The sequence below is a fragment of the Janthinobacterium sp. GW823-FHT01H08 genome, from assembly GCF_058797855.1.
This window is the reverse complement of sequence record NZ_CM179504.1, coordinates 4512085-4526942: the sequence shown is the minus strand read 5'-3', so window position 1 is coordinate 4526942 and position 14858 is coordinate 4512085. Positions and strand designations below refer to the sequence as shown.

The following is a 14858-nucleotide window of genomic DNA, read 5'->3' as shown; positions in this document are numbered from 1 at the left end:
CGAATGGATAAGGTAAAAGATTTCTTCAGCAGCCTCTTGTTAGGCGAGCTGATCAAGGGCATGGCGTTGACAGGCAAGTACATGTTTTCGCGCAAGATCACGGTGCAATTCCCGGAAGAGAAGACACCGATCTCGCCGCGTTTCCGTGGCTTGCACGCGCTGCGCCGCTACCCGAACGGCGAGGAACGTTGCATCGCCTGCAAACTGTGCGAAGCGGTTTGCCCGGCGATGGCCATCACGATCGAATCGGAACAGCGTGACGACGGTTCGCGCCGCACCACGCGTTACGATATTGACTTGACCAAGTGCATCTTCTGCGGTTTCTGCGAAGAGTCCTGCCCGGTCGATTCGATCGTCGAGACGCAAATCCTGGAATACCACGGCGAGAAACGCGGGGATTTGTATTACACGAAAGAGATGTTGCTGGCCGTGGGTGATCGTTATGAAAATGACATCGCCGCTGCGCGCGCCGCCGACGCACCTTATCGCTGATGGATGCGCCGCAGCCACTGGCTGCGGCGCGCCCCTCGTTCATCTGTACGTCTATTGGGTTTTTTATGGACTTTAAAACAATTTTGTTTTACGCCTTCGCGCTGATCTTGATTCTGGCAGCGACGCGCGTCATCACGGCCCGTAATCCGGTCCACGCAGTACTGTTCCTGGTACTGTCCTTCTTCTCGGCAGCGGGCATCTGGATGCTGCTGCAAGCTGAATTCCTGGCCATCGTGCTGGTGTTGGTGTATGTCGGCGCCGTGATGGTGCTGTTCCTCTTCGTGGTCATGATGCTCGATATCAATATCGACCGCATGCGCGAGGGTTTCTGGGGCTACTTGCCATTGTCCGTGACGGTGGGCGTGATCATCGTGCTGGAAATGGCCGCCGTCCTGTGGCACGGTTTCCGCAACTTTACGCCTAGCATCGCGCCGGTGAACGTCAACCTGGGCGGCACCAAGGAACTGGGCCTGCTGATCTACACGAAATATGTGTTCGCCTTCGAAATCGCCGCCGTCGTGCTGCTGGTGGCCATCGTTGCCGCGGTCGCACTGACCCTGCGCAAACGCAAGGACACCAAGCATTTTGCTCCAGGCGATGCGGTACGCGTCAAGCGCAACGACCGCCTGAAGATCATCAAGATGGACGCGGTTGTCGAGCGTCCTGCGGCTGAGCCGGAAGTTAAGGAGGCACCATGACATTATCGCTCACACATTTTTTGGTCCTGGGCGCGATCCTGTTCGCAATCTCGATCGTCGGTATTTTCCTGAACCGCAAGAACATCATCGTATTGCTGATGGCAATCGAATTGATGCTGCTGGCGGTGAATATGAATTTCATCGCGTTCTCCCATTTCATGGGCGACGCGGCCGGTCAGATCTTCGTTTTCTTCATCCTGACGGTTGCCGCCGCTGAGTCGGCTATCGGTCTGGCTATTCTGGTGGTGATGTTCCGTAATCTGGATACCATCAACGTCGAAGACCTGGACAGCCTCAAAGGCTGATGTTTTTCAGACTCGATCTCTCGAATAATAACGATTAAGGTTCATCATGGCGGGGCAACTCCTCAACCCTAACCTCCTTCTTGCCGTACCGCTGGCGCCGCTGGCCGGTGCCGCGATTGCAGGCTTGCTTGGCACCCAGTTCCTGGGTAATTTGGTCGGACGCAAGACGTCGCATACCGCGACGATCCTGGGCGTACTGATTGCGTTCATCCTGTCCGTGCAGACACTGCTGGCAGTGATGGATGGCGCGACATTCAATGGCACGATCTATAACTGGATGACGATCGGCACCCTGAAGATGGAAGTGGGCTTCCAGATCGATTCGCTGTCGGCGATGATGATGTGCGTGGTCACCTTCGTCTCCCTGATGGTGCATATCTACACGATCGGCTACATGAAGGATGACGAAGGCTACAACCGCTTCTTCGCCTACATCTCGCTGTTCACCTTCTCGATGTTGATGCTGGTCATGGCCAACAACTTCCTGCAACTGTTCTTCGGTTGGGAAGCCGTGGGCCTGGTCTCTTATCTGCTGATCGGTTTCTGGTACCAGCGTCCGACGGCCATCGTGGCCAACATGAAGGCTTTCCTGGTCAACCGCGTGGGCGACTTCGGCTTCATCCTGGGCATCGGCCTGCTGCTGGCATTCGCCGGCACCATGAACTACCAGGAAGTGTTCGCCAAGAAAGACGAACTGGCACTGCTGACGATGCCGGGCACCGACTGGGCTCTGTTGACCGTTGCCTGCATCTGCCTGTTCATCGGCGCGATGGGCAAGTCGGCGCAGTTCCCGCTGCACGTGTGGCTGCCTGACTCGATGGAAGGTCCTACCCCGATCTCGGCACTGATTCACGCCGCGACGATGGTGACGGCCGGTATCTTCATGGTCTCGCGCATGTCGCCGCTGTTCGAACTGTCCGACACGGCACTGTCCTTCATCCTGGTGATCGGTTCCATCACGGCGCTGTTCATGGGCTTCCTGGGCATCATCCAGAACGACATCAAGCGCGTCGTCGCTTACTCGACCCTGTCGCAGCTCGGCTACATGACCGTGGCGCTCGGTTCGTCCGCATACTCCGTGGCCGTGTTCCACCTGATGACGCACGCATTCTTCAAGGCACTGCTGTTCCTGGGCGCCGGTTCCGTCATCATCGGCATGCACCATGACCAGGACATCCGCAACATGGGCGGCCTGCGCAAGTACATGCCGATCACCTGGATCACTTCCCTGATCGGTTCGCTGGCCCTGATCGGCACGCCGCTGTTCTCGGGTTTCTACTCGAAAGACAGCATCATCGAAGCCGTCGAAGCGACGCACATCTGGGGCGCTGGCTTTGCTCAGTTCGCCGTGCTGGCTGGCGTGTTCGTCACCGCCTTCTACTCGTTCCGCATGTATTTCCTCGTCTTCCACGGCAAGGAACGTTTCGGCCAGCCACACGCGCACGGTCATGACGACCACCACGCGCCTGCTGCGAAGCATGATGCCCACGCACATGATGACCACCATGAAGAAGAGGAAGACGACCACGCGCACCACGGCCTGGAACCTGGCCAGAAGCCGCATGAATCGCCGTTCGTCGTCTGGTTCCCGCTGGTGATGCTGGCGATCCCTTCCTTGATCATCGGTTACCTGACGATCGGCCCGATGCTGCATGGCGATTTCTTCAAGGGCGTGATCTTTGTCGGCGAAAACCATCCGGCAATGGAAGAGTTGTCGCATGAATTCCACGGCGCGATGGCGATGGCGATCCACGGCCTGTCGACGGCACCGTTCTGGCTGGCATTGTCCGGCGTGGTGGCAGCCTACTACTGCTACATGGTCAACCCGCGTGTACCGGCCTGGTTCTTTGCCAAGTTCCACGCGATCCACACCCTGCTGGACAACAAGTACTACATGGACAAGTTCAATGAAGTCGTGTTCGCCGGCGGTGCCCGCTTGCTGGGTAATGGCCTGTGGAACTTCGGTGACAAGAAGCTGATCGACGGTTTCGTCGTCAATGGCAGCGCCAAGGTTGTCGCCTGGCTGTCCTCGCTGTCGCGAGTGTTGCAGACCGGCTACATCTATCACTATGCATTCGTGATGATCCTGGGCGTGCTGGGCTTCCTGATCTATTTCCTGCCATTCTGGCCCGCTAAGTAAGCTGACCTGATAAAAGAATACTGAGAACCATGATGCAGTCTACGATTTCTACACTACCTCCTTACCTGAGTCTGTCGATCTGGGTGCCGATCATTTGCGGCGTCCTGATCCTGGCTCTTGGCCGTGACAGCAAAGCGGGCTTTACCCGCTGGCTGTCGCTGGCTGGCGCCGTGCTCAGCATGCTGTGCACCTTGCCGCTGATCCAGCATTTCGACAACGCCGCGCACGGCATGCAATTCGTCGAAAAAGCGCCGTGGATAGCAACCTTCAATATCTGGTACTCGCTGGGTATCGACGGCCTGTCGCTGTGGTTCGTGCCACTGACGGCATTCATCACGGTCATCGTCGTCATTTCGGCTTGGCAAGTGATCGAGAAGCGCATCGCCCAGTACATGGGCTCGTTTTTGATCCTGTCGGGCCTGATGATCGGCGTGTTCTGCGCGCTGGACGGCTTGCTGTTCTACTTCTTCTTTGAAGCAACCCTGATCCCGATGTTCATCATCATCGGTATCTGGGGCGGCTCGAACCGCGTGTACGCGTCGTTCAAGTTCTTCCTGTACACCTTCTTCGGTTCGCTGCTGACCCTGGTTGCCATCATCTACCTGCGCAATGTGACGGGTACCTTCGACATCCTGGCCTGGCATGTGTTCAAGCTGACGATGAACGAGCAGATCTTCATCTTCCTGGCCTTCCTGATGGCGTTTGCCGTCAAGGTGCCGATGTTCCCCGTCCACACGTGGTTGCCGGACGTCCACGTGGAAGCGCCGACGGGCGGTTCCGCCGTGCTGGCCGCCATCATGCTGAAACTGGGCGCGTATGGTTTCCTGCGTTTTTCGCTGCCGATCACGCCGGACGCCAGCCACTACCTGTCGGGCTTCATGATCGCCTTGTCGCTGGTCGCCGTCATCTACATCGGTCTGGTTGCCCTGGTGCAAACCGACATGAAAAAACTGGTCGCCTATTCGTCGATCGCGCACATGGGTTTCGTCACCCTGGGCTTCTTCATGTTCAACGACATTTCGGTGCAGGGCGGTATCGTGCAGATGGTTTCGCACGGCTTCATCTCCGGCGCGATGTTCCTGTGCATCGGCGTGCTGTATGACCGCATGCATACCCGCAACATCGCCGACTACGGTGGCGTCGTGAACCGCATGCCGAAATTTGCCGCCTTCTTCGTGCTGTTCTCGATGGCCAACTGCGGTCTGCCAGCGACGTCCGGCTTCGTCGGCGAGTTCATGGTGATCCTGGGCGCGGTGCAATACAACTTCTGGATCGGTTTGCTGGCTGCAACGGCATTGATCTGGGGCGCGGCGTACTCGCTGTGGATGGCCAAGCGCGTGGTGTTCGGCAAGATCAAGAACAAGCACGTGGCCGAATTGACCGACATCAACAAACGTGAATTCTTCATGCTTGCTGTGCTGGCCATCGCCGTGCTCGTGATGGGTCTGTACCCAGCCCCGTTCACCGACACGATGCAAACTTCGGTTGCCGACCTGCTGCAGCATGTCGCCATCAGCAAGTTGCCTTAAATAGAAGACCGATAACATGACTAATGCACCTAATCTGGTACCGCTGTACGCGGAAATCTTTCTGCTGATCGCCACGTCGGCGCTCTTGCTGATCGATATGTTCTTGCCTGCGGCGAAGCGTTCGATCACGTATGCGCTGTCGCTGCTGACCCTGGCCGGCTGCGCCTTGCTGACCGTGGGCGACTTCAACGCGGGCACCACTGTCTACACGTTCCACAATATGTTCGTGTCGGACCCGATGTCGCAGCTGCTGAAACTGTTCTCGTACGGCGCCGTGGCGCTGACCCTGATCTACTCGCGTGCCTATGCCACCGACCGCAGCATGCTGTCGGGTAACCTGGGCGGCGAGTTCTACGTGCTGGCCCTGTTTGCACTGCTGGGCCAGATGATCATGATCTCGGCCAACAACTTCCTGATCATCTACCTGGGTCTGGAATTGATGTCGCTGTCGCTGTACGCACTGATCGCGCTGCGCCGTGACAATGCCAAGGCCACGGAAGCGGCCATGAAATACTTCATCCTGGGCGCGCTGGCTTCCGGTTTCATGTTGTACGGTATCTCGATGCTGTACGGCGCGTCCGGCACGCTGGACCTGGGCGAACTGCGCGTGGCGCTGGAAAACGGCAAGACCAACGGCACCATCATGGTCTTCGGCCTGGTGTTCCTGGTCGCGGGCCTGGCCTTCAAACTGGGCGTTGTGCCATTCCACATGTGGGTGCCTGACGTGTATCAAGGTTCGCCGACGGCCGTGACCCTGCTGCTGGGCGCGGCGCCGAAACTGGCCGCTTTCGCCATCACCCTGCGCTTGCTGGCCGAAGGCTTGCTGCCGATGGCGCATGACTGGCAGCAGATGCTGCTGGTGCTGGCCGTGATGTCGCTGGCCATCGGTAACTTCACCGCCATCGCGCAAACGAATTTGAAGCGCATGTTGGCGTACTCGACCATCGCGCAAATGGGCTTCGTCCTGCTGGGCTTGCTGTCCGGTACCGTTGACGCGCCGAACAACACGCTGAACGCGGCTGGCGCAGCCACCGCCTACGGCGCTTCGATGTATTACGTCATCACCTACGTGTTTACCACCCTGGGTACCTTCGGCGTGATCATGCTGTTGGCACGTAATGGTTTCGAAGCAGAAGAACTGGCCGACTTCAAGGGCCTGGGCAAACGCAGCCCGATCTTCGCGCTGGTGATGACCCTGTTCATGTTCTCGCTGGCCGGCGTGCCGCCGCTGATGGGCTTCATGGCCAAGTACTCGGTGCTCGCTTCGGTATTGGCGACGGGCCAGCTGTGGCTGACCATCGCCGCCGTGCTGTTCTCGCTGATCGGCGCGTTCTACTACCTGCGCGTCGTGAAAATGATGTGGTTCGACGAGCCGACCGACAGCAATGCGCTGGTCGTGCATGGCGACATGCGCATCGTGCTGGCCCTGAACGGCGTGTTCGTTCTGGCCCTTGGTGTGATGCCTAACAGCATCCTGGCTGCCTGCGCGACCGCCATCACCAAGACCCTGGCGTCCTGACCGATGGATGTCACCGCCTCGAGCTGGCTGGTGATCGCCCTGGGCATCCTGGGCGCCAACCTGCCTTTCCTGAACGAGAAACTGTTTGCCGCCGTGCCGCTGAAAAAGGCGGCGCAAGCGGAGCAGGGCTGGCGCAAGCCGCTGGCGCTGCGCCTGCTGGAGATGGTGATTCTGTACTTCATCGTCGGCGCCGTGGCGTTCGCGCTCGAAGCGCGCATCGGCAACGGTTTCCCGCAGACGTGGGAGTTCTATGCCATCACGGGATGCCTGTTCCTGGTGCTGGCTTTCCCAGGCTTTGTCGGACGCTACCTGCGCAAACGCCGTTAGCAACAACGACCGAAAGCGGCGCCTCTGGCGCCGTTTTTTATTGAATAAAGGAATTCCATGGATACGAATCTGATTGAAACCAAGGTCGACGGCGAACTCGTCTACCAGGGCGGCTTCCTGCGCGTGCAGCGCGACCGTGTTGCACTGCCGGACGGCAAGATCACGGCGCGCGAATTCGTCCTGCATCCGGGCGCCGTCGTGATCCTGCCGCTGCTCGACGACGGCACGGTGCTGATGGAACGCCAGTACCGTTATCCGCTGGACCGGGTCTTCATCGAATTTCCTGCTGGTAAAATCGATGCGGGCGAGTCGCACCTGGCCTGCGCCCAGCGCGAATTGCTGGAAGAAACGGGCTACACGGCCAGCGACTGGCAATTCGTCTCCACCATCCACAACGCCATCGCGTATTCCGACGAGCACCTGGAACTGTTTTTGGCGCGCGGGCTCGTGGCGGGCGAACGCCAGCTCGACGAGGGTGAATTCCTGGAAACGTTTACTGCCACGGTGCCGCAGCTGCTCGGCTGGGTCAGGGATGGCACGATCACGGACGTGAAGACCGTCATCGGTATCTTCTGGCTCGACAAGATTACCAGCGGCGCCTGGCAGCCGGCCTGATTCCGCACATGCGCGCGGCGCTTTTTCTGCTGCTGGCCTGTGTCACCTGGGGTGCGCAGGCGCAGGCGCAGGCGCGCACGCCGTTTCAGGTGCGCTGCGAAGACACGATCAGCAAGACGGTGTCCGTGCTGACGGTGCAGCAGAACGGCTACAGCATCGACACGCATCTGCCGTACAAGGCGCTGACGGTGATGAAGGGCACGGCGCGCGCGAACACCTGGGTGCTGGGCCTGACGAAGACGGATTCGCGCGTGGCCATCGCGCTGGCCGGTCCCATGCTGCAAGACCCGGCCAGCGGCTACGAATGCGTGGCGCCGCAGATTACCGTGAGCCTGACATATGCGCCCGTGGTGATCTATATCGGCCGCGAGTTTGCCCCCGGCACGTGCGCGTATGATGAGATACTCGCGCATGAGCTGCGGCACATGAAAACCTATATGGAACACTTGCCGCGCGTGGAAAAGACCGTGCGCGCCGCGCTGGCCAGACGCTTCGAGGCGCGGCCCCTATACGCGCCCAGCGGCACGGCCAAGGCGGCGCTGGCGCGCGAAATCGACACGGGCTGGTTGCCGTATATCAAGGCGGAAATGCGCAAGGTGGAAACCTTGCAGGCCGCCATCGATTCGCCGCAAGAATATGCGCGCCTGGGCAAGGCGTGCAAGGGCGAAATCCAGAACATCCTGGCGGGCAAGACAGCGCCCGCCAACTAGACAAGGAATGGCATGACCGCAGCATCGAACACCGTCCGTTATTTTGCCCTGATCCCCGCCGCCGGCGTGGGTGCGCGCATGGAAGCGGGCAGCCCCAAGCAATATTTGGCCATCGCCGGCAAGCCCATGCTGCGCCACGCGCTCGACGCCTTTCTCGCCAGCCCCCTGATCGCGCACACCTATGTCGTCGTCAGCGCCGAGGATGGCCAGATCGACGCCGTCGTGCCGGAGCAGGGCGCGGGGCATGGCGTCACCGTGCTGCGCTGCGGCGGCGCCACGCGCATGGACAGCATCCTGAACGGGCTGCAAGCCTTGCACGGCAGCATCGATGCCCGCGACCAGGTGCTGGTGCACGACGCGGCACGGCCCGGCCTGACGCCGGCGCTGATCGCAAAGCTGATCATGGAAGTGGGCGACCACCCCGCCGGCGGCTTGCTGGCCTTGCCCGTGGTCGATACCGTCAAGCGGGCCGGCCCCGCCCATGTGTCGGCGCAGACGGTGCCGCGCGATCATCTTTGGCTGGCGCAGACGCCGCAAATGTTCAGCTATGCCTTGCTGCACCGGGCACTATCCGAAGCGCCCGATCCGCTGGCGATCACGGACGACGCCAGCGCCATCGAAGCGCTGGGCCTGGCACCGAAACTGGTCGAAGGCCACCCGCGCAACCTGAAGGTGACCCTGCCGCGCGACATCCACACGGCCGAGCTGTATTTGGCCCATTCTTGACTCCAGAAAGACCTGCATGCACACAACGACTCCCGACCTCCCATTTCGTATCGGCCAGGGCTATGACTGCCACGCGCTGGTGGATCACCGCGACCTGATCATCGGCGGCGTGAAGATTCCCCATCACCTCGGTTTGCTCGGCCACTCCGACGCGGACGTGCTGCTGCACGCGATTACGGACGCCATCTTCGGCGCCGCCGCGCTGGGCGACATCGGCCGCCACTTCCCCGACACGGACGCGCAATTCAAGGGCGCCGATTCGCGCACCCTGCTGCGCGAAGCCGTGCGCCGCGTGCAAGCGACCGGTTATATCATCGGCAATATCGACGCCACCATCATCGCCCAGCGTCCGAAAATGGCGCCGCATATCGCCGCCATGTGCGCCAACGTGGCCGAAGACCTCGGTGTGACCGTGGGCCAGGTCAATATCAAGGCCAAGACGAATGAAAAACTGGGCTACCTGGGGCGGGAAGAGGGCATCGCGGCAGAAGCCGTGGCCCTGCTGCTGCGCGCCTGAGACGCCAACCATTGATCGATTAACGACAGGAGTCGCCATGTTCCAGTTACGCCGTACCGGTATCGCGCTTGCACTGGCATTGACTGCCGCGCCAGCGGCCTGGGCTGAACTGCAAGCCACGGGCGAGCCGCCCGCCGCCAGACAAGGCTGGAAGGCCGAGACCGTCGCGCAGGGCGTGCGCCAGCCGTGGGGCATCGCCTGGCTGGGCGAGGGCCGCGCGCTCGTCACCAGCAAGCAGGGGACCTTGCATCTGCTCACTGGCAAGACATTCGAGGACGTGGTGCTGGAAGGCATGCCCAAGGTGTTTACGGGCGGGCAGGGCGGCTTGCTCGATATCGTGCTGCATCCGCAGGATGCGGGCAAGCCGAACCCGCGCGTCTACATGACGGTGTCCACGGGAAATAACGACGCGAACCGCACGACGCTCGTGCGCGGCGTGTTCGATGGCAAGAAGGTGACGGGCATCGAGACCCTGTTCAAGGTGGCGACCGACAAGAGCGGCGGCCAGCATTTCGGTTCGCGCCTGCTGTGGCTGCCGGATGGCACTTTGCTGATGAGCGTGGCCGACGGCGGCAATCCGCCATTGCGCATCGGCGACCGCCTGGCGCGCGAGCAGGCGCAAAACCTGGCCACGCACCAGGGCTCCATCCTGCGCCTGACGCAAGACGGCAAACCGGCGCCCGGCAATCCGCTGGCCGCCAAGGGCGCCTTGCCGGAAATCTGGTCGTATGGCCACCGCAACGTGCAGGGCCTGGCACTCGATCCTGTTTCCGGCCGCGTGTGGGCCACGGAACACGGGCCGTACGGCGGCGACGAGCTGAACCTGGTGGTGGCGGGCGGCAACTATGGCTGGCCCCTGCAAAGCTACGGCGCCGACTACAAGACGCATGAACCCGTCGGCAAGCATGAAGTGGCGGGCATGCTCAATCCCAGCGTGGCCTGGGTGCCGTCGCCGGCCCCGTCCGGGCTGGCCGTCTATACGGGCGACAAGATCGCCGCCTGGCGCGGCAGCATCTTCAGCGGCGGCCTGGCGGCCAAGGATATCCGCCGCATCGCCGTCGATGCGAACGGCAAGGTGACGGGCCAGGACCGCCTGGACATCGGCGCGCGCGTGCGCGACGTGCGCCAGGGACCGGATGGCTACCTGTATGCGCTGACGGACGAAGACAATGGCCGCCTGCTGCGCATCGTGCCGCGGTAATACGCCAGGCGCCATCTTCGCTTAAGATGGCGCCTTTATTTCATTCAAGGTGGCGGCATGGCCCGTGATACTTATGCATACCGGCACGTTGCCGTCGAATCGCGCGCGATTGATGGCCGCGTGGAAATCCGCCCCGTGCCGGGCCAGGCCTTCTCTCCCGAACTGGCCGTGCAGTGCTCGCGCCGCCTGGTTGACCTGCAGCGCTATCCGCTGGGCAGCCGCTTCTTGCTCTTTGCCAAGCTGACGGACCGCCTGGGTGGCACGCCCTTCCTGTATGCCTATCACGGCGATGCGGACGTGCCCATGACGCCGGCCGAAGTGACGAAATTCCTCGGCGAATTCCGCCGCGGCCGCATCTGACGCCACAGCCTTCCTACGCCTCGCAAGCCGCGCCGGCTGCCGCCTTGGCGGCAAGCTGCGGCTTGCCGAACAGCGCGATCGTCAAGGCGCAGCCGAGGGCGAACAGGCCGCCCACCACCATCGCGCTCGACACGCCCAGCCGGTCGACGGCCATGCCGCCGAGCAAGGCGCCCGACGCCAGCGATACTTGCACGATCGCAACGAACAGCGCGCTGCTGCCTTCCATCAAATGGGGCGCCGCCTTGAACATCCACGTCTGCACGGCGATCGGCATGGCGCCGAAACCGAAGCCCCAGACGGCCACCAGCAGCATGGCCGTCACGGAATGGCTGCCGAACGCGGCCAGGGCCAGGGTGGACAGGCCCAGTACGGCGCCTGTGACCATCAGCGCGGCCCGTTCGTAGCGGCCGGCGCCCCAGCCCCCCACGAGGTTGCCGATGAAGCCGGAAGCGCCGTACACGAGCAGCATGGCGCTGACCGTGCCGGCCGCCAGGTGCGAGATTTGCGTGAGGAAGGGCGCGATATACGTGTAAGCGGCGAACTGGCCCGTGAAGAGCATGGCCGTGGCGATCAGGCCCAGCCTGGCCTTGCGGATGCCGAAAATCATCGGCAGCTGGCGCAGGCGGATGGCCTGCGTCGGCGGCAGCTTGGGCAGCAGCAAGAGCTGGCCGATGAAGACCAGCACGGCAATGGCGCTGGCCGCGCCGAAGGCGACGCGCCAGCCCACCAGCTCGCCCACGAGCGCGCCGGCCGGCACGCCCGCCACCGTGCCCAGCGAGACGCCGGCGAAGATGATGGACATGGCGCGCGACGCATGCTGCGGCGCCACCAGGCGCGGTCCGATGGCGCTGCCGATGGCCCAGAAACCGCCCACGCCCACGCCCAGCATGGCGCGGCCCAGCAGTATCCACGCATACGAGGGCGCCAGCGCCACCAGCAGGTTCGAGGCGACGAGCAGGGCGGTGAGCGCCAGCAGCACGATGCGGCGGTCCAGCCGGCCCGAGCCGACGGTGACGAAGATGGCGGCGAACGCGGCAACGATGCCGGGTGTGGTGATCATCAGCCCCGCCTGGCCCTTGCTGATGGCCAGTTCGGCGGCCATCGCGGGCAGCAGGCCGACGGGCAGGAATTCGGAGGTGACGAGGGCGAAGGCGCCGATGCCGACCGATAAGACGGCCAGCCACGGCGCCACGGTGGTATCGTCGGCAGAGGTGTTGGAAGGTGTGTGCATAGGGTTCCTGAAAAGCCGGGAGGTTTTTAACCGGTCGGTATATAATCGGGGCAGGCAGACAGTGTTGTCAATAATTTTTTACCGAACGGTATGAAACAAGATAAAAAAGAGGAAGTCGTCAAGGCGAAAACGGGGCGGCCACGCACGTTTGACGCGGACGAGGCGCTCGATTGCGCCATGAAAGTGTTCTGGGAAAAGGGCTATGAGGGCAGTTCCTTGCCGGAATTGACGAAGGCCATGGGCATGAACCGGCCCAGCCTGTACGCCGTCTTCGGCAACAAGGAGCAATTGTTCCACAAGGCACTCGAGCGCTACAGCGACACGCGCATGCGGTTTTTCGATGCGGCGCTGGAACAGCCGACGGCGCGCCAGGTGGTGGAAGCCCTGCTGACGCAGTATGTCGACGCGCAAACCATGCCGGACGGCCCGCACGGCTGCATGGGCGTCAATGCGGCGCTCGCCTGCAGCGACGACGCCTTGCCGATCCGCGATGAATTGTTCGCGCGCCGGCTGCGCGGTGAAATCAAATTGCGCGACCGCTTGCGGCGTGCCAAGGAGGAGGGGGATTTGCCGCCCGATTCCTGCCCGGAGCAGCAGGCGCGCTTTGTCGTGACCTTGTCGCAGGGCATGGCCATCCAGGCGGCCGCCGGCGTCTCGCGCGAGCAATTGCAGCAAATGGTGGGTTTGCTGCTGCGCAATTGGCCGATGTAACTAAGTAATCCTCGGGAAATCAGTGTGAATTTATGACGAACAGAACCGGATGCTATGCAAGGCGCTCGCTGCGACGCAGTGCGGGCACTGCTAGCAGTGAGCAAGCCTCGTCGGCCACCTTGCAGAGCGCCGATTATGGCAGTCAGAAATCACAATAATTTATTGGGGGTTACTTAGCCCGTCGGGGCGATGGTCTTGGCCAGGTCGCTGGGTGCCTTGCGCCGCCAGGCGGCCGTCAGAGCGGCGGCCAGCATGTCCAGCTCCGCGTCCGCCAGGCATACCGTGATGCCGGCCAGCCGTTCGCCCCACCAGAGTTTCTCGCAGCCCGATGGCGTGATGACGGTGGCGATATGCGCCGCTTCCGCATCGAGCAGCACGTTGATGTGCTCGTCATCGGGCAGGGTGGCAAAGATCTTCCCGCCCACGCGGAAGGCTGGACGGTCGTGGTGTTCTTCCTCGCTTGTGTCGGGAAACGACAGTGCCAGATAGCGTAGTTCTTCCAGGTCGACCATTCCTCTTTCCCCCTCATCGGACAGATAGCAGCGTGACTACATTTTGCCATGCTGTTTCGCCCCGTGGTGCAGCGGCATGCGAAAAGAAATGCGCGCGATGCGACACTGACGGCCTGATCTGTGGTGCCGCCGCGACATGCCGCGCGCCGCAGATGGCCGTCGCGCCAGAGTGGAAGCTGGCGCTTTTCTGCCGCCGGGCAGGTGATTGCCAGAAAAATATCTTTCATGGTCAAAAGAAAAATACTTTTCTTCTGGGGAATTTACGCTAGAATAGCTCCATCGTCTTACCTGACCCGTCAATTGTCTGGCCTTGTCCCGGGAACCCGAACCCTTTCCAGGACGCTTGCAGTGCCGCCATGGCACGCCGCAAGTCCGCACTGTCACGCGGAAGTTCACGCCCCCGACCGCTCATCCTTGCAATTCCTGGCGCTATGCCGACACGCCTCAATGCAGCGTGTATTCAGCTCCAGTGCCCCTTGCTGCGCCCACTGAATACTTACTTACTGGATACCATCATGAAAAACTTGCCTAAAATCGCCCTGTCCCTGATCGTTGTCGGTGCGTTTGCCCACGCGAACGCCAGCACCATCACCGTGTCCACCGGCTATTCGAACGCTGGCGCGCAAAGCTCCGCCGCCGCCTATGAGTCCGCCGTGAACGCGGCCGTGGCCACGCCAGGCGCCGGCTATGGCTCGACGACGATTGCCAGCTACGATAACGTCAACAACAGCGGCCTGTTCGGCAGCGGCTCGAACATCGCCTTCAAATCCGTCATCAACTTTGGCGTCAGCGCGGCCGATGCGGGCGCCTGGAGCTTCCGCAGCGGCGTCGACTTCGGCAAGGGCGGCGCCCTGTTCCTCGATGGCGTGGCGCTGGACTTCAAGAGCAACGACATGTGGTGGGCAGGCAACTACAACAATGGCAGCCAGTTCCTCAGCGGTTCGAGCGCCTTGTCGGCCGGTAACCATACCCTGAGCATCTACGGCCTGGAAGGTTGCTGCGATGGCGGCCAGCAAGCGCAGTTCAAGGCGGGCAACAGCAATTTCGTCAGCTTCGGCGCCAACGATGGCTTGATCTCGGCCGTCCCTGAGCCAACCACCTACGCCATGCTGCTGGTCGGCCTGGGCTTGCTGGGCTTTACGGCGCGCCGCAAGCAGGAAGCCAAGTTCTAAACAGCGATACGCTGCGCGCCTCGCGGCGCACTTAAAAAAAGCCCGCCGGTCTGTCAGGACTCGGCGGGCTTTTTGCCTGGCGGCGCTTGCATC

Annotated in this window: 17 protein-coding genes; 15 read left to right on the top strand and 2 right to left on the bottom strand. The window is 61.8% G+C overall.

Annotated elements, in window-relative coordinates; all coding sequences use genetic code 11:
* The first annotated feature begins 3 nt into the window (after nt 1–3).
* The 13 genes from nuoI to AC3RCG_RS20220 all read left to right on the top strand — a co-directional run bounded on the left by nuoI (nt 4) and on the right by AC3RCG_RS20220 (nt 11139).
* Nucleotides 4–492, top strand: a complete 489-nt coding sequence (gene nuoI, locus AC3RCG_RS20280) for an NADH-quinone oxidoreductase subunit NuoI (protein ID WP_010399726.1) — start codon at nt 4–6, stop codon at nt 490–492.
* Nucleotides 493–557: 65 nt separating this feature from the next.
* On the top strand, nt 558–1190 hold the full coding sequence (locus AC3RCG_RS20275) for an NADH-quinone oxidoreductase subunit J (RefSeq protein WP_096236662.1): 633 nt from the start codon (nt 558–560) through the stop codon (nt 1188–1190).
* Nucleotides 1187–1495, top strand: a complete 309-nt coding sequence (gene nuoK / locus AC3RCG_RS20270; protein ID WP_010399724.1) for an NADH-quinone oxidoreductase subunit NuoK — start codon at nt 1187–1189, stop codon at nt 1493–1495. The genes AC3RCG_RS20275 and nuoK overlap by 4 nt, the downstream gene beginning before the upstream one ends.
* A gap of 46 nt (nt 1496–1541) precedes the next feature.
* Complete coding sequence (gene nuoL / locus AC3RCG_RS20265; RefSeq protein WP_492403211.1) at nt 1542–3635, top strand: NADH-quinone oxidoreductase subunit L; 2094 nt, start codon at nt 1542–1544, stop codon at nt 3633–3635.
* A gap of 29 nt (nt 3636–3664) precedes the next feature.
* Nucleotides 3665–5164, top strand: coding sequence for an NADH-quinone oxidoreductase subunit M (locus AC3RCG_RS20260; protein ID WP_492403209.1), 1500 nt, complete (start codon nt 3665–3667; stop codon nt 5162–5164).
* A gap of 16 nt (nt 5165–5180) precedes the next feature.
* Entirely contained in the window at nt 5181–6683 is a 1503-nt protein-coding gene (gene nuoN / locus AC3RCG_RS20255) for an NADH-quinone oxidoreductase subunit NuoN (RefSeq protein ID WP_492403207.1), read from the top strand.
* 3 nt (nt 6684–6686) lie between these two features.
* Nucleotides 6687–7010, top strand: coding sequence for a DUF2818 family protein (locus AC3RCG_RS20250; protein ID WP_070224104.1), 324 nt, complete (start codon nt 6687–6689; stop codon nt 7008–7010).
* Between the two features lie 57 nt (nt 7011–7067).
* The gene (locus AC3RCG_RS20245; RefSeq protein WP_492403204.1) at nt 7068–7625 is read left to right on the top strand and encodes an NUDIX domain-containing protein; all 558 of its coding nucleotides are present in this window, start codon (nt 7068–7070) and stop codon (nt 7623–7625) included.
* A gap of 8 nt (nt 7626–7633) precedes the next feature.
* Complete coding sequence (locus tag AC3RCG_RS20240; protein WP_492403202.1) at nt 7634–8335, top strand: hypothetical protein; 702 nt, start codon at nt 7634–7636, stop codon at nt 8333–8335.
* Nucleotides 8336–8347: 12 nt separating this feature from the next.
* A complete protein-coding gene (gene ispD / locus AC3RCG_RS20235; RefSeq protein WP_492403200.1) occupies nt 8348–9061 on the top strand; it encodes a 2-C-methyl-D-erythritol 4-phosphate cytidylyltransferase in 714 nt (237 codons plus the stop codon).
* Nucleotides 9062–9077: 16 nt separating this feature from the next.
* A complete protein-coding gene (ispF, locus tag AC3RCG_RS20230; protein WP_070288749.1) occupies nt 9078–9578 on the top strand; it encodes a 2-C-methyl-D-erythritol 2,4-cyclodiphosphate synthase in 501 nt (166 codons plus the stop codon).
* 37 nt (nt 9579–9615) lie between these two features.
* Nucleotides 9616–10779 carry a PQQ-dependent sugar dehydrogenase gene (locus AC3RCG_RS20225; protein WP_492403198.1) on the top strand — a complete coding sequence of 388 codons (1164 nt, stop codon included), beginning with the start codon at nt 9616–9618 and terminating at the stop codon, nt 10777–10779.
* A gap of 57 nt (nt 10780–10836) precedes the next feature.
* Nucleotides 10837–11139: a hypothetical protein gene (locus tag AC3RCG_RS20220; RefSeq protein ID WP_492403196.1), complete on the top strand. Its 303-nt coding sequence runs from the start codon at nt 10837–10839 to the stop codon at nt 11137–11139.
* A gap of 13 nt (nt 11140–11152) precedes the next feature.
* Here the strand turns inward: AC3RCG_RS20220 and AC3RCG_RS20215 are convergent, their stop codons facing one another.
* A complete protein-coding gene (locus AC3RCG_RS20215) occupies nt 11153–12370 on the bottom strand; it encodes an MFS transporter (protein WP_492403194.1) in 1218 nt (405 codons plus the stop codon).
* Nucleotides 12371–12460: 90 nt separating this feature from the next.
* On the opposite strand from AC3RCG_RS20215, the gene AC3RCG_RS20210 reads away from it, so the two are divergent.
* Nucleotides 12461–13081 carry a TetR/AcrR family transcriptional regulator gene (locus tag AC3RCG_RS20210; protein ID WP_070224096.1) on the top strand — a complete coding sequence of 207 codons (621 nt, stop codon included), beginning with the start codon at nt 12461–12463 and terminating at the stop codon, nt 13079–13081.
* A gap of 173 nt (nt 13082–13254) precedes the next feature.
* Here the strand turns inward: AC3RCG_RS20210 and AC3RCG_RS20205 are convergent, their stop codons facing one another.
* Nucleotides 13255–13593, bottom strand: coding sequence for an MmcQ/YjbR family DNA-binding protein (locus tag AC3RCG_RS20205; protein WP_046683867.1), 339 nt, complete (start codon nt 13591–13593; stop codon nt 13255–13257).
* A gap of 515 nt (nt 13594–14108) precedes the next feature.
* Between AC3RCG_RS20205 and AC3RCG_RS20200 the strand changes: the two genes are divergently transcribed.
* The gene (locus tag AC3RCG_RS20200) at nt 14109–14765 is read left to right on the top strand and encodes a CCXG family PEP-CTERM protein (RefSeq protein WP_070311446.1); all 657 of its coding nucleotides are present in this window, start codon (nt 14109–14111) and stop codon (nt 14763–14765) included.
* The last annotated feature ends 93 nt before the right edge of the window (nt 14766–14858 follow it).

Bases quoted from the DNA above. Each gene is read 5' to 3' on its own strand.
- nuoI (WP_010399726.1), top strand. From the start codon at position 4: ATGGATAAGGTAAAAGATTTCTTCAGCAGCCTCTTGTTAGGCGAGCTG.
- AC3RCG_RS20275 (WP_096236662.1), top strand. From the start codon at position 558: ATGGACTTTAAAACAATTTTGTTTTACGCCTTCGCGCTGATCTTGATT.
- nuoK (WP_010399724.1), top strand. From the start codon at position 1,187: ATGACATTATCGCTCACACATTTTTTGGTCCTGGGCGCGATCCTGTTC.
- nuoL (WP_492403211.1), top strand. From the start codon at position 1,542: ATGGCGGGGCAACTCCTCAACCCTAACCTCCTTCTTGCCGTACCGCTG.
- AC3RCG_RS20260 (WP_492403209.1), top strand. From the start codon at position 3,665: ATGATGCAGTCTACGATTTCTACACTACCTCCTTACCTGAGTCTGTCG.
- nuoN (WP_492403207.1), top strand. From the start codon at position 5,181: ATGACTAATGCACCTAATCTGGTACCGCTGTACGCGGAAATCTTTCTG.
- AC3RCG_RS20250 (WP_070224104.1), top strand. From the start codon at position 6,687: ATGGATGTCACCGCCTCGAGCTGGCTGGTGATCGCCCTGGGCATCCTG.
- AC3RCG_RS20245 (WP_492403204.1), top strand. From the start codon at position 7,068: ATGGATACGAATCTGATTGAAACCAAGGTCGACGGCGAACTCGTCTAC.
- AC3RCG_RS20240 (WP_492403202.1), top strand. From the start codon at position 7,634: ATGCGCGCGGCGCTTTTTCTGCTGCTGGCCTGTGTCACCTGGGGTGCG.
- ispD (WP_492403200.1), top strand. From the start codon at position 8,348: ATGACCGCAGCATCGAACACCGTCCGTTATTTTGCCCTGATCCCCGCC.
- ispF (WP_070288749.1), top strand. From the start codon at position 9,078: ATGCACACAACGACTCCCGACCTCCCATTTCGTATCGGCCAGGGCTAT.
- AC3RCG_RS20225 (WP_492403198.1), top strand. From the start codon at position 9,616: ATGTTCCAGTTACGCCGTACCGGTATCGCGCTTGCACTGGCATTGACT.
- AC3RCG_RS20220 (WP_492403196.1), top strand. From the start codon at position 10,837: ATGGCCCGTGATACTTATGCATACCGGCACGTTGCCGTCGAATCGCGC.
- AC3RCG_RS20215 (WP_492403194.1), bottom strand. From the start codon at position 12,370: ATGCACACACCTTCCAACACCTCTGCCGACGATACCACCGTGGCGCCG.
- AC3RCG_RS20210 (WP_070224096.1), top strand. From the start codon at position 12,461: ATGAAACAAGATAAAAAAGAGGAAGTCGTCAAGGCGAAAACGGGGCGG.
- AC3RCG_RS20205 (WP_046683867.1), bottom strand. From the start codon at position 13,593: ATGGTCGACCTGGAAGAACTACGCTATCTGGCACTGTCGTTTCCCGAC.
- AC3RCG_RS20200 (WP_070311446.1), top strand. From the start codon at position 14,109: ATGAAAAACTTGCCTAAAATCGCCCTGTCCCTGATCGTTGTCGGTGCG.